Origin of the sequence: Chryseobacterium sp. PET-29, from assembly GCF_025736815.1 — a bacterium.
GTDB classification, from domain to species: Bacteria; Bacteroidota; Bacteroidia; order Flavobacteriales; family Weeksellaceae; genus Chryseobacterium; species Chryseobacterium nepalense.
The window spans coordinates 2460420-2473293 of the sequence record NZ_CP107053.1; the positions used below are offsets into that span (position 1 = coordinate 2460420).

Annotated in this window: 14 protein-coding genes; 7 read left to right on the top strand and 7 right to left on the bottom strand. The window is 36.6% G+C overall.

Annotated elements, in window-relative coordinates:
- The first annotated feature begins 30 nt into the window (after positions 1-30).
- The gene (gene fmt, locus ODE14_RS10925; RefSeq protein ID WP_263601470.1) at positions 31-978 is read left to right on the top strand and encodes a methionyl-tRNA formyltransferase; all 948 of its coding nucleotides are present in this window, start codon (positions 31-33) and stop codon (positions 976-978) included.
- Positions 979-1092: 114 nt separating this feature from the next.
- Here the strand turns inward: fmt and ribB are convergent, their stop codons facing one another.
- From ribB to ODE14_RS10945, 4 genes are all read right to left on the bottom strand, one after another.
- Positions 1093-2214, bottom strand: coding sequence for a 3,4-dihydroxy-2-butanone-4-phosphate synthase (gene ribB / locus ODE14_RS10930; protein WP_263601471.1), 1122 nt, complete (start codon positions 2212-2214; stop codon positions 1093-1095).
- Positions 2215-2279: 65 nt separating this feature from the next.
- Positions 2280-3284, bottom strand: coding sequence for an LLM class flavin-dependent oxidoreductase (locus ODE14_RS10935; RefSeq protein WP_248391108.1), 1005 nt, complete (start codon positions 3282-3284; stop codon positions 2280-2282).
- Between the two features lie 236 nt (positions 3285-3520).
- Positions 3521-3892: a hypothetical protein gene (locus tag ODE14_RS10940; protein WP_263601472.1), complete on the bottom strand. Its 372-nt coding sequence runs from the start codon at positions 3890-3892 to the stop codon at positions 3521-3523.
- A 38-nt stretch (positions 3893-3930) separates the two neighbouring features.
- Entirely contained in the window at positions 3931-6060 is a 2130-nt protein-coding gene (locus ODE14_RS10945) for a helix-turn-helix domain-containing protein (RefSeq protein WP_263601473.1), read from the bottom strand.
- A gap of 89 nt (positions 6061-6149) precedes the next feature.
- Here ODE14_RS10945 and ODE14_RS10950 point away from each other — a divergent pair, with 89 nt between their 5' ends.
- Positions 6150-6578, top strand: a complete 429-nt coding sequence (locus ODE14_RS10950; RefSeq protein WP_248391102.1) for a hypothetical protein — start codon at positions 6150-6152, stop codon at positions 6576-6578.
- A gap of 128 nt (positions 6579-6706) precedes the next feature.
- Here the strand turns inward: ODE14_RS10950 and ODE14_RS10955 are convergent, their stop codons facing one another.
- Positions 6707-7243 (bottom strand): gamma carbonic anhydrase family protein, encoded by a 537-nt coding sequence (locus tag ODE14_RS10955; RefSeq protein WP_248391100.1) that lies wholly within the window; start codon positions 7241-7243, stop codon positions 6707-6709.
- Positions 7244-7387: 144 nt separating this feature from the next.
- Here ODE14_RS10955 and ODE14_RS10960 point away from each other — a divergent pair, with 144 nt between their 5' ends.
- The 4 genes from ODE14_RS10960 to ODE14_RS10975 all read left to right on the top strand — a co-directional run bounded on the left by ODE14_RS10960 (position 7388) and on the right by ODE14_RS10975 (position 10062).
- Positions 7388-8266, top strand: a complete 879-nt coding sequence (locus ODE14_RS10960) for a NifU family protein (RefSeq protein ID WP_263601474.1) — start codon at positions 7388-7390, stop codon at positions 8264-8266.
- 56 nt (positions 8267-8322) lie between these two features.
- Positions 8323-9369: a ferrochelatase gene (gene hemH / locus ODE14_RS10965; RefSeq protein WP_412059339.1), complete on the top strand. Its 1047-nt coding sequence runs from the start codon at positions 8323-8325 to the stop codon at positions 9367-9369.
- 210 nt (positions 9370-9579) lie between these two features.
- The gene (locus ODE14_RS10970; protein WP_248391094.1) at positions 9580-9810 is read left to right on the top strand and encodes a hypothetical protein; all 231 of its coding nucleotides are present in this window, start codon (positions 9580-9582) and stop codon (positions 9808-9810) included.
- A complete protein-coding gene (locus tag ODE14_RS10975) occupies positions 9811-10062 on the top strand; it encodes a hypothetical protein (protein WP_263601475.1) in 252 nt (83 codons plus the stop codon).
- A gap of 147 nt (positions 10063-10209) precedes the next feature.
- Here the strand turns inward: ODE14_RS10975 and ODE14_RS10980 are convergent, their stop codons facing one another.
- Positions 10210-11421 carry a DUF5103 domain-containing protein gene (locus tag ODE14_RS10980; protein WP_263601476.1) on the bottom strand — a complete coding sequence of 404 codons (1212 nt, stop codon included), beginning with the start codon at positions 11419-11421 and terminating at the stop codon, positions 10210-10212.
- Between the two features lie 143 nt (positions 11422-11564).
- On the opposite strand from ODE14_RS10980, the gene ODE14_RS10985 reads away from it, so the two are divergent.
- Positions 11565-12206, top strand: coding sequence for an MBL fold metallo-hydrolase (locus ODE14_RS10985; RefSeq protein WP_263601477.1), 642 nt, complete (start codon positions 11565-11567; stop codon positions 12204-12206).
- Between the two features lie 151 nt (positions 12207-12357).
- On the opposite strand, the gene ODE14_RS10990 is transcribed toward ODE14_RS10985, so the two are convergent.
- Positions 12358-12873, bottom strand: a complete 516-nt coding sequence (locus tag ODE14_RS10990; RefSeq protein WP_263601478.1) for a hypothetical protein — start codon at positions 12871-12873, stop codon at positions 12358-12360.
- Between the last annotated feature and the right edge of the window lies 1 nt (position 12874).

Here is a 12874-nt window from a genome sequence, read left to right on the forward strand (position 1 = left end):
TTTTATCAATAAACAGCTTATCTTTGCATCATGAAATCATTGAAAGTCGTTTTTTTGGGCACCCCGGAGTTTGCGAAGACTTCTTTAGAAGCCATCCATCATTCTCATCATGAAGTAGCAGGTGTTGTAACCGTGGCGGATAAAGCAAGCGGTCGCGGACAAAAAGTTAATCAGTCACCTGTAAAAATTTTTGCGGTGGAAAACAATATTCCTGTTTTTCAGCCTGAAAAATTAAGAAATCCTGAATTTCTGGAAGAGTTGAAAAAACTGAATGCCGATGTTTTTGTAGTCGTTGCATTCAGGATGATGCCGAAGGTACTTTTTGAAATGCCAAGAATGGGAACTTTTAACCTTCATGCATCGCTGCTTCCGGATTACAGAGGGGCAGCACCCATTAATTACGCTGTGATTAATGGCGAAGAAAAAACAGGAGCTACGACTTTTTTTATCAATGAAAAAATTGATGAAGGAAATATTCTTCTTCAGGAAGAATTACCGATTCTACCCAATGAAAACGCAGGAAGCCTCCACGACAGGCTTATGGAAATGGGTGCTGAACTTGTGGTAAAAACTTTGAACGGATTAGCAGAAAATACCATTACCGAAAGACCCCAGCCACAGGTGGAGCATCCTAAAAATGCTTATAAAATATTTAAAGAAGATACTAAAATAGACTGGACAAAAAAATCCAGGGAGATTCATCAGTTTATCTTGGGAATGTCTCCTTATCCTGCTGCTTTCACGACATTAAAAATCGGAGATGAAGAAAAAGGATTGAAAATTTTCGGGGGTGAATTTAAAGTTGAAAATCATGATAAGCCTGCCGGAACTCTGGATATTTCAAAAAATGAGTTTAAAATCTATACTGCGGACGGAACATATTCCCCTTTAGAACTGCAGCTGGAAGGAAAGAAAAGAATGAATATTAAAGACTTTCTGAACGGATTCAGAAGCTTTGAACAAATAAAAATGGCTTGATTTTCTCAAGCCATTTTATATGTTGTCGGTCGTGAATTTTGCTTCGCAAGTGGATAGTCAATTTTGTCCTAAAAAAAATTCACAAGCAGCAAATTGACCATTTACCATTCACTTTTAAAGTTGTACCATCTCGGTTACCTCAACATCATACCCTCCAACCTGAGGCCTGATATTAGGATTCTGAGTGATCACCTTAAATTTATTGATTCCAAGATTTTTCAGGATCTGCGTTCCGATCCCGTAATCTCTGTAATTGTAAGCTAATGTCGGATGTTGAACCTGCCCATCCTGATAATTCAGGAACTGTTGAAGTTTTCTTAGTGTATTTTCTGAATTGGAAACATTATTAATAAAAATAATAGCACCTTTTCCTGCTTCATTCACCATACCGGTTACTTTTTCCAGCAAAGGTTTTTCACCGTTATTTAATCTTGTAAGCACGTCAAAATAAGAATCTGAAGACTGTACTCTTACCAAAACAGGCTCATCAACTGTCCATGCTCCTTTTGTTAAAGCAAAATGAATCTGATCATTTGAAGTTTCCCTGAAAGCAAAGAAATCATAATCTCCATAAGCCGTTTTCACTTTCCTTTCTTCAATTCTTTCAATAAGATTTCCTTTTTTAAGCTGATAATGGATCAAATCTTCAATTGAAACAATCTTCATATCATGTTTCTGAGCAAAAGCATACAATTCAGGCAAGCGCGACATCGAACCGTCTTCGTTCATAATTTCACAGATCACACCTCCTTCTTTTAATCCTGCCAGACACGTAAGATCAATCGCAGCTTCTGTGTGGCCGGCTCTTTTCAGAACACCACCTTTTTTGGCACGAAGCGGGAAAATATGTCCGGGACGCATAAAGTCTGTAGGTTTTGACTTTTCATCCATCAAAGCAAGAATGGTTTTGGCTCTGTCGGCTGCAGAAATACCCGTTGAAGTTCCGTTTCCGAGAAGATCTACAGATACGGTAAAAGCCGTTTCTTTCGGATCACTGCTTCGGCTTACCATCACTTCCAGCCCGAGTTCATCACATCTTTTTTCAGGCAGGGGCATACAGATCAATCCTCTTCCGTGAAGAGCCATAAAATTAATGATTTCCGGTGTCGTCAGTTCGGCGGCACAAAGAAAATCTCCTTCATTCTCTCTGTCTTCATCATCTACTACTATGATTATTTTACCATTTTTAAGGTCTTCAATAGCCTCCGGAATAGTATTTAATTTAATATCAGACATTTTTACTTTAAATTTTCGCAAAGATACTCATAAAATAAGCATCTCCCAATTATGATAAGGGTTTGTTATATTTTTAATATAGCGTCTTTAGCTTTTCTGAAAATCGAATAGGAATCTAATCTTTTCTGATGATCATAAATATGAGAATTAATCATCAGTTCATTGACATTAAATTTCTCTTGAAAGGTTTTAAGCTGTTCTTCAATTTCTTCCTGATTACCTATCAGCGTATAACGAAGTTTCTGTAAAACCATGTTTTTTTCCATCGGCGACCAAATGTTATCCATATCATCAACCGGCGGAGCAAAAGGTTTTCTGTCATTTCGGATGATATTAATAAATGCCTGGAATAAAGTGGTGGAAATTTTGTGGGCTTCTTCGGAAGTTTCTGCAGCCACCCCATTGATACAGGCAATTACATAAGGTTGATCACAATATTCTGACGGCTCAAAATTCTGTCTGTAGATATTGAAAGCCATTTCCATCTGTTCCGGAGCAAAATGCCCTGCAAACGCATAAGGAAGCCCGAGTTCTGCTGCTAAAAAAGCACTATCTGTACTCGAACCCAGAATATACAGAGGAATATCAAGACCTTCCCCCGGAATAGCCCTTACTAGTGCCTCGGAATTGTCTTTGGAAAAATATCTCTGTAATTCAAGAATTTGTCTTGGAAACTGCTGATTGATAATGGCCGGATTTCTTCCTAAAGCCTGCGCCGTGAGTCCATCTGTTCCGGGCGCCCTGCCCAGTCCCAGATCAATTCTTCCCGGGAAAAGAGATTCCAAGGTTCCGAATTGTTCTGCGATGACCAGGGAACTGTGGTTCGGAAGCATAATGCCTCCTGAACCCACTCTTATTTTTTTGGTTCCGTTGGCAATAAAACCAATCAGGACGGAAGTTGCCGAACTGGCAATGCTTTCCATATTGTGATGTTCTGCAAGCCAGAATCTTTTATAGTTTAAATTTTCAGCATGGTTTGCCAAAGACAAACTATCCTGAAAGGTATCGTGAATGGTCTTTTCCTGTTTTACCGGAGCAAGATCCAGCACGGATATTTCGAAGTTTTGCATAATTTTAAATTTTAGGCTCTAAAACCAAGCAAATTTAAAACTAATATTTTGCATTAGTTACTTTTTGTAATTGATAACACTGATCGGTGAATTCAGGGAAAAACTATTGGAAAAATTTTTATTAGTTTTTGTCTTAAGTAAGCTGCCAATTGCATTATGAAGTATTTCAATAAATATAAAAAGGCTGATAATACAATTTTACCAGCCTTAATTATATATGTTTAAGATTAATCTATTTATTTTATATTCTTATATCGCTTATAAGTCTGTTTAGATTTTCCTTTTTCCTGGTTCTGCATAACAAGCACATCATCAGTAAGCTCATGAATTTCAAATGTTTTTTCCTTTCCCACCATGGTTATTTTGAGAATTTTCTTTGATCTTTCGATCTTATAAGGCCCTGTCATCCCTCCAATCATTGCTTTGGTTTTGCCATCTTTCATTTCCAACGTGGCAGTACTATCCTTATCAAAAGTAAAAACCCCGGTGGCAGTGGTATTTGCAAAAGAATCCTGATACCAAGAACCAATTAAAAGATTATAATTTAAATCTTCTTTTTTATCAGAATTTAAAAAGAATAAAAAGAAAACACTAAACAAATATTTCATAATAAACAGTATTTACTGTTAAAAATACAAAAATTACTTTAAATTTTCTCCTTTTCCTTAAGATAATTAAAATGATTGATCAGAATCCTGATTTCATTAAATTCAAAATGACTAGGAAGTGCATTTTTCCATTCTGTCAGAGTCTCTTTAGGATCAGCTTTAAACATGTCTTCAAAAGCTTTAATTTTATCCGAAGTAATTACTCTTGAAATATCCAGTAATCCCTGCTCCGCAAATTTTGCCAGATGCCCGATTACCGTTTCTTTGACCAATCCTCTTTCCAAAGCAATTTCCGAAATGGTTTTTCCCTGCTCAAACAACTGAAAGGTAAGAACCTGAGAAGGCACTTTCGCTATCTTCATGCTTACTTCCTGATTATTTTTTTCATCCAGAAGCTTCATTTCCAACAAATGGATTTCTTTTAAACTGTTCAGATATTCTTCAATATCTTCCAGCCACACCCTGAATTCTTCGTTATATTGTTTTAAACCTTTAGTACCTTTAATTTCAGCATAAAAATCTTTCAGCGGACTGAAAATTTTATCCCTGATCTCCGTAAAAAAGAAATTAACCGCTCCTTTTGTTTTATTTTCAATTTCAGACCATTCTTCTTTCTGCTCGATAAAATTATTAACCTTCTGGGAAATTACTCTTTCCAGTTTTTCAAATATTTTACCGAGGTTAACAATCTCATGTTTCAGCTGCAAATAAAGCTGATTTGTCTTTACATGATCTATACTTTTCGTAGCCACGGAAAGTTTATTCCATTCTTCCACTTCTTTCAGCAACCATTGAGAATCTACGGTACGAAGCACTTTTCGGATGCTGTAATCATACTTTTCATTATTTAAAATAGCCTCAACCTTATCATTGGCTACCGTGTCACTGTGAAAATGAAGAATTCGGTTATCTTTAAAAATAACTTCCGGGGTAATTCTGGATTTTAAAACAATACCCTCCAGCGTTCTGCATCGTGATAATGCCACGTAAACCTGCCCTGCCGTAAAGCTTTTCCCGGCATCAATAATCACTTTGTCGAAAGTAAGTCCCTGGCTTTTATGAATGGTAACTGCCCAGGCAAGCTTTATCGGAAACTGCTCGAAGCTTCCCAAAACTTCCTCTTTGATATTTTTATCGGTATCAAGAAAGTATTTTTTCTGTTCCCAAACCTCTCTTTTTACCGTAATTTCTCTTTCGCTGCCGTCAAGAATTACTTTGATTTCGTTCTCATCCAGCGCAGAAATTTCGCCCAGTTTTCCATTAAAATATTTTTTCTCTCCTGAAATATCATTACGGATAAACATAATCTGAGCGCCTATTTTCAAATCTAAAAACTGTTCATTCGGAAACTGGTTTTCCCTGAATTCCCCGAAAAGTTTGGCTTCATAGGTTTTAGAACTTACCTTTAATTCATCCAGCTTTTCCTGGTTGATATCGTCTGCCATTTTATTATGGGAACAGAGATAAACATAAGGCTCGTCACCCATTTCAAAATTGGGGTCGTATCTTTCATTTAAATGCTCAAAATCGATATTGGCGACATCACCGTCACGGATCGCATTCAGTATGGCAAGGAAATTTTCATCAGATTGCCTGTACACTTTCGTCAGTTCTATCGTAATTAAAGGTATTTCTTTAATAGCATGACTGTCGAAGAAAAACGGAGAGTGGTAATACATTTTTAAAATATGTTCGTCTCTCACCACCGGCGGAAGCTGATACAAATCCCCGATAAATAACATCTGAACTCCTCCGAAACGCTGGTTATTTCTCCGGATAAACCGCAGGGAAAAGTCCATCATATCCAGAACATCAGCACGAAGCATGGAAACCTCATCGATGATGATGATTTCCACTTCCCGCAAAAGTTTCAGCTTATCTTTCCGGTATTTGAAATGCGGCATCAGGTCAGCAATATTGTTTGCCAGACTGGTATCAATTCTTTCGGTAGTAGGAAGAAAAGTCCGCAGCGGAAGCCCAAACATCGAGTGAATGGTAACGCCTCCTGCATTGATCGCCGCAATTCCTGTAGGCGCAACGACAATATGTTTTTTTCGGGTGCGTTTTACAAATTCATTAAGAAAAGTGGTTTTCCCTGTTCCTGCTTTTCCCGTTAAAAATACACTCCGGTTGGTATGTTCTATTAAGTCAAAAAAATGATTGTTCATCGCCTTCAAAATTACGGAAAATGAAATTTAAATCCTTACCTTGGCATAACTTTTGAAAAATCTTCAACATAACGAGAGAAAAACAACTTATGAAAATCCCTGTATTAGCCTTGTGCGTGATGCTTTTTACGGCTTCGTGCTCTTCAACAAAAAATACGGATGCCAGTCTTCCTAAAGATATTTCGGAGAGACCTGCTGACGAAAACAGCCAGAAGTATGATCAGGCACAACTGGATAAATTAAAAGCTTCCATAGAATCTGAAATTTCAAAAGAAAAATGTACGGATGCTGCAGAATGGACCTTTGCACCCATGGGAGCAAAAGGATGCGGCGGACCTCAGCTGTATATCGCTTATCCTAAAAAAATGGAAACTTCCATATTACCAAAAATCAATGATTATACCGAGAAGGTAAAAGCATTTAATCAGAAATACAGTGTAGTATCCGATTGTATGATGGTAATGCCGCCTTCATCAATAAAATGTGTTAATGGAAAAGCCGAATTGGTGAATTCTTAAGAAAAAATAAAATCTTGCTCTATAGGCAAGATTTTTTTTGTGATAAACTTTTAAATCAATGATGAATTGTGAATGTTAATTCATGAAAATAAATAAAAATTTAACTTTCACAATTCGTTATTGATCAATTATCCTTCCACATGTTTTACGTTTTCTTTGTACCAGGAAGAATATTTTACATAATTATCAGCAATTCTGTTTACTTCTCCCTCAAGCAGCAGGGAATTAATATCTTTGATTTTTCTGGCCGGAACTCCACCCCAGACTTCACCTGATTTGATGTGCGTTCCCTGGGTCACAACAGAGCCTGCGCCTACAATAGAATTTTCCTCCACAAGACAATCATCCATAACAATTGCACCCATTCCGATCAATACATTATCTTTAATGGTACAACCATGTACAATGGCATTATGCCCGATAGAAACATTATTTCCGATATTCAAAGGATGTTTCTGATAGGTGCAGTGCAGCATCGCATTGTCCTGAACATTCACTTTATTTCCCATCTTTATATAATGAACATCTCCCCTGATTACCGCATTGTACCATATACTACAATCCCGTCCCATGGTAACATCACCGATGATGGTGGCCGTTTCTGCCAAAAAGGTATTCTCTCCTATCTGCGGTGCTTTTCCTAAAAGTTCTTTGATAAGTGCCATATTTAATTTGAATTTTAATATTGTGATTGAATTGGGTTTTATCATTGATGATTTTTAAATCATACCGATAGCAAAAATCTAACTTCTTACCTCCCTCTTCTAATTTCTAATTGCGTATTTTTGTATCTCAAATTTAAAGAAAAAATGCATACTATACTTATAGAGCCTACTGAAAACCCGAAAGTGATGAAATTTGTGGCGGATTACAACCTGATTCCCGGTTCTCTTGAACTGGACAGAGATTCGGATATTTCAGAAATTCCCATGGCACAGGAGCTTTTCAACTATCCGTTTGTGGAAAGAATTTTTATTACGGCTAATTTTGTAGCAGTTGCAAAACAAGATACGGTAGCATGGGAACATGTTGCGGAAAGCCTGAAAAATGTAATTGAGGATGAGCTTCTGGCCAATCCGAGAATTTATCTTCAGAAGAAAAAGGAGCTTTACCAGATTTATGCTGAAATGACTCCGAATCCTAATGTGATGAAATTCGTTTCCAACAGATTACTTCTGGAAGGATTTGTGGAAGTGAAATCAAGAGACGCTGCAGACGGAGTTCCTTTGGCGGAGGCGATTTTTAAAGAATTCGATTTTGCTAAAGAAGTATTTATTTCTGACAACTTTGTTGCCGTAACAAGAGACAATTCCGTAGAGTGGCATCAGGTAATGATGACGGTTCGTGCATTGATTGCAGAGTACCTTCAGAACGGAGGAAAAATTTCTGACATTGAAGCACAGAAACATGAAAACCCTGTAGAAAAGATCATCAACAGAGACTACACAGAAGACGAGCAGAAAATTTCTGACATCCTGAATGAATACGTTGCTCCTGCCGTAGAAAACGATGGCGGAAAAATATCTTTAATGGAATATGATCAGGAAAATAAAACCGCAAAAATGCTTCTGCAGGGAGCATGCTCCGGTTGTCCAAGTTCTACCGCTACATTAAAAAACGGAATTGAAAATATCTTAAAACAATTCGTTCCCGATCTGGTAGAACGTGTAGAAGCCGTTAACGGATAATTTAAAAACCAAACTAAGAATCCGAAGAAGAATAGTAAACTATAAATTAAAAAATCTTGCAGAAAGAATCTTCCAATTCAAAAAAAGGAATTTTATTGGTAAATCTCGGTTCGCCAAAATCTACGGATGTAAAGGATGTAAAGGAATATCTTGACGAGTTCCTGATGGACGAAAAAGTAATTGATTACAGATGGATCTTCCGTGCACTTCTTGTACAGGGAATCATCCTGAAAACACGTCCGCCAAAATCCGCCGAAGCCTATAAAACCGTCTGGACGGATGAAGGATCACCTTTGATCGTTATTACCGAGAAAATCCGGAAGAAATTACAGAAACTGGTTGATGTTCCTGTAGAAATCGGGATGAGGTATGCCGAACCCAGCATTGAAACGGGAATTCGTGCTCTTGCTGAAAAAGGAGTCACCGAAATCGTCCTTTTTCCCCTGTATCCTCAATATGCGATGAGCACCACAGAAACCGTTATTGAAAAAGCTGAAGAAGTAAGGAAACAGAAATTTCCGGGAGTAAAAATCAATTATATTCAACCATTCTACAACCGTGAAATCTACATCAACTGCCTTGCCGAAAGCATTCGCGAGAAACTTCCTGAAAATTTCGATGCGCTGCAGTTCTCATATCATGGGGTTCCGGAAAGGCATATCTTTAAAACAGATCCCACCAAAACTTGCAACCTCAACGATTGCTGCACAAGGGAGAATAACCCGAGTCACCAATTCTGCTATCGCCACCAGTGCTTTAAAACTACAGAAACCGTTATTGAAAAACTGAATCTGCCCAAGGAAAAGGTTATTGTATCGTTTCAGTCCAGGCTTGGAAAAGATAAGTGGATCGAACCTTATACAGATGAAACCTTTGAAACCATTCCTAAAAAAGGAATTAAAAACCTTGCAGTTGTTTGTCCGGCGTTTGTTTCAGACTGCCTGGAAACACTTGAGGAAATATCGGTTGAAGGGAAACATCAGTTTACAGAAGCCGGCGGCGAAAATTTCCATTATATTCCGTGCCTGAATGACGAAGACCGATGGATTGAAGTTGTTAAAACCCTATGTGAGGAAAAGCTCAATGAATTTTATTTAGTTTAAATATCAGCCTTCAGTTTTGAAGGCTTTTTTATTTACCATTTAATTTTATAAAAAAAATACCACTACCCCCCCTAATTACGAGAAACAATATCAAATATTTACATTTTATTTTCATTATACCCCTAAAATTTCAAACTAAATATTAAAAATTTAAATATTTTTCTTACCTTTACCCCATCAAAACAACCTCATTAACCTTTAAAAATAAAAATGATGAGTGCAACTGCAGAAATTTTAAAAAGAAAGATTGAGAACTTTGGTCCTGATGCTTTAGAAGCTTTTGCAAAAATGATGGAAAGCTTTGAAGAGAAGAAGACTCCTCCGGTTTCTCCGTTTCATATGGATGAAATTTTATACAGGATTCAGTTTCATAATGAAAACCCTTCTACCAAACTGGATTTTTACGAAAATATTTCGGAGCTGAAAAAGTATTGTGCTTAAATGAAAATTCTTCTTTCTTCTATTGCAAAAAATGACATAAGGCTTCTTATGAGGGTTTTTAGTGCAGAAAACAAACAAAAAGGAATCGATTTTCTGGAAGGCCTTAAAGCCACTATCAATAACATCTCACAGCATCACGAAAGATCTGACGGAATTAACGTCTGCTCAATGGAAGACTTTCCTGTTTCTGTTCATTATATTTTTGAAAATGAAGAAACACTGTTTGTAACAGCTATATTTAAATTAAACTGATTTCCAGACTATTATTATATTAAGCCTTGCCGCCGGTTTGTCGGTGAGGTTTTTTGTTTTTTGCGATTTTAAACCAGTTTTTTGAAAACCTTAAAGGTTTGCTTTAGGTTGCTTTAATATTTACAGCTAAAATTAGCAATAAATACTTTACCTCACCGGAGTTCTGAATTCACCATAACCTATTAAACCATCATAGTTTCTTCCAAACGGAGCATAGTACAAAAATGCCTGATATAAGTTTTCTGTCTGCCAGAAGTTCCCGTTGACTTCACCGAAATTAAGGGAGCCACCCGGGTTTTTTGTAGCGAGAATATAGTTGTAGAAACCTTGTTTAAGATATATTCTGGCGACATATTTTTTGTTTTCCGAATCGTATTGCATAAGGTTCTCTTTACCCGGCTTGAAATCATTAAAGCCTCCTAATACATAAATTTCTTTATCTACAGGATCCGAATCAAGTGAAAAATACACCCAGGAATAATCCGCTTCTCTTTCTGCATCCCTTTCCCTTCCCAGATCATTTCTTCTGTAGTACCAAGCCCCGTTAACATCAGGCTGATATTGGTAATTCAGCGGAAAAGCCCACACCGGATGAAGATAGGTATTATTAACACCGTCTTTCACTTCCGTTGCACGAACCATATCTGCAGCCATATTCATGTTTTTATTATCAAAATAATAAAACTCATTATTTCCGGGAAATACAAGAGACAACTGCTGAAACAGCAATTGGTTCCCAAGTGTTGCGCTTGGCTTTAAATTGTTTATCGCAATATTAGGGTTATTATTCTGCATGACATTCAGCGTCATTGAATTGACGTTGGACGAAAGATCCCCACCTTTGGAAACAGCCTTCACCTCAATTCTCTGATTGGCTTCCGGATTTCTGGCATCAGCAAATCTTGAAACACCTACCGCCAGTGTTGCAGCATCTTCCACAAGATAGAATCTTCGCTTGAATAAAGGCTGATCTGCAGAATTTTTGTAAACGATAATTTCATAATTCCCTGAAATTTTAAGCTGCATTTTATCATTCGGGAACGTAAGTTTATAATGAGTGTATGACTGGAGCGTATTGAAGGAATACTGAAACCTGTCCAGCAGAGCATTTAAACTTCCTGTAGCATATTCGGTAAAGAAGAGATTATCATCTTCCCAGTTTCTGTTATAATGTTTGATGGTATATCTGTAAATTTCGCTGGCATTAGTAAGGTCGTCGAAGCTTAAAACCAACTGCTGGTTAAAGTAAATAACCGGCGTTTCATCATTGGTCTGCGGATTAAACAGCTGAATGCTCTGGATATTTTGTCCAAAAACAAGTCCGCCCAGGGTAAGTAAAAATATTCGCAAAGTTTTCATTATGACGAAGATAAAGAAAAATGCGAGATTTTTCATCCGATTCGCAGGTTTTAATGATATTTTAATTGGGAAATATTTAGACCTGACTGTTTTAAACCCAAACTTTTGTGATTACATTTGTTACTTATAAAAATATATATCATATGCTTCAGACACAAGGTTTCGTATTTAATTTCGCCAGCGAAAACACCTACATCATTTATAATGAAAACAAAAATGCATGGCTGATTGATCCGGGAAATATGAGTGACGCGGAAACCAAAACACTAGAAAATTTTATCAGGGAAAAAGAATTAAAAATTAATAAAATCCTTTTAACCCACGCCCACATTGATCACATCTTAGGGCTTCAGTGGGCTTCCGATACTTTTAAAGTACCTGTTTTTATGCACAAGGATGACCAAGAAGTGCTTGATATGTTCCAGATCAGCGGAATGCGTTTCGGGATGGCGCTTGAGCATATCCATGCAGACATTCGATATATCAGCGAAAATGACGAACTGGAACTGGATGGCGAAAAATTCAAAATTTACCATGTTCCCGGACATTCGCCGGGAAGTATTGTCTATCATCATGAGAAGCAAAAATTCATGATTTCCGGAGATGTTCTTTTTGAGGGAAGCATTGGCAGAACGGATCTGTTTAAAGGGAATTATGAACAGCTGATTGAAGGAATCACAACGAAACTTTTTATTCTTGATCCTGAAACAAAGGTTTTCTCAGGTCACGGAAATCCTACGACTATTGGTTTTGAGAAAGCGTATAATCCGTTTTTCAGTAGTTAAAATTGTAAAACCTGTTATCTCAAGGATATACTTATAAAATGTTATAACATTTTGCTAAGAATCAATACCGTTTATTTATATATAAAGAAATAATTTAGATATAATATTATTGTACATAAAAAAGGTCGTCTCAAAATTGAGACGACCTTTTTTATTTTTTGTCATTACTATCCTTTTTTTCAAATGTATTATAATACCATAATCTGATCTCTTCTTCCAATGACTCTGGTTTTTTTTGGGGATCAAATGCTTCTTTGCCTCCATTATTAATCATTTTTTCTGAATATCCTCTTTCTTTGAATATTCTTTCTCTATTTTTATTGGCAATTATTATAAATCCAGTAACAACTGCGATTATAAGCAACAGAACCTGAATAACGTTTTTTAGAGAAAAAACATTATTATCCATAAGAAAATTCTTTTTGTTAAGGTAAATATAATTTGGCAGCCATATTATTACAATCAGCAAAAAGATATACAACGGAGGAATTACGGTATCATTATAACCATTCAGTTCAAAAATTCCCTTTATAGAGTACAATACAAGTAATATTAGCAGTGAAATAATAAAGGATGTTTTGAGTACTAAAAGCCTTTCATTATCTTTTTTGAAAATACTTTCAAGGAGTTTATACGTTGAAAAAGCGAAATAGTTATATACTTTCATT

Coding starts and splice junctions, on each gene's coding strand:
- fmt (WP_263601470.1), top strand. CDS start 31: ATGAAATCATTGAAAGTCGTTTTTTTGGGCACCCCGGAGTTTGCGAAG.
- ribB (WP_263601471.1), bottom strand. CDS start 2,214: ATGTCTGATATTAAATTAAATACTATTCCGGAGGCTATTGAAGACCTT.
- ODE14_RS10935 (WP_248391108.1), bottom strand. CDS start 3,284: ATGCAAAACTTCGAAATATCCGTGCTGGATCTTGCTCCGGTAAAACAG.
- ODE14_RS10940 (WP_263601472.1), bottom strand. CDS start 3,892: ATGAAATATTTGTTTAGTGTTTTCTTTTTATTCTTTTTAAATTCTGAT.
- ODE14_RS10945 (WP_263601473.1), bottom strand. CDS start 6,060: ATGAACAATCATTTTTTTGACTTAATAGAACATACCAACCGGAGTGTA.
- ODE14_RS10950 (WP_248391102.1), top strand. CDS start 6,150: ATGAAAATCCCTGTATTAGCCTTGTGCGTGATGCTTTTTACGGCTTCG.
- ODE14_RS10955 (WP_248391100.1), bottom strand. CDS start 7,243: ATGGCACTTATCAAAGAACTTTTAGGAAAAGCACCGCAGATAGGAGAG.
- ODE14_RS10960 (WP_263601474.1), top strand. CDS start 7,388: ATGCATACTATACTTATAGAGCCTACTGAAAACCCGAAAGTGATGAAA.
- ODE14_RS10970 (WP_248391094.1), top strand. CDS start 9,580: ATGATGAGTGCAACTGCAGAAATTTTAAAAAGAAAGATTGAGAACTTT.
- ODE14_RS10975 (WP_263601475.1), top strand. CDS start 9,811: ATGAAAATTCTTCTTTCTTCTATTGCAAAAAATGACATAAGGCTTCTT.
- ODE14_RS10980 (WP_263601476.1), bottom strand. CDS start 11,421: ATGAAAACTTTGCGAATATTTTTACTTACCCTGGGCGGACTTGTTTTT.
- ODE14_RS10985 (WP_263601477.1), top strand. CDS start 11,565: ATGCTTCAGACACAAGGTTTCGTATTTAATTTCGCCAGCGAAAACACC.
- ODE14_RS10990 (WP_263601478.1), bottom strand. CDS start 12,873: ATGAAAGTATATAACTATTTCGCTTTTTCAACGTATAAACTCCTTGAA.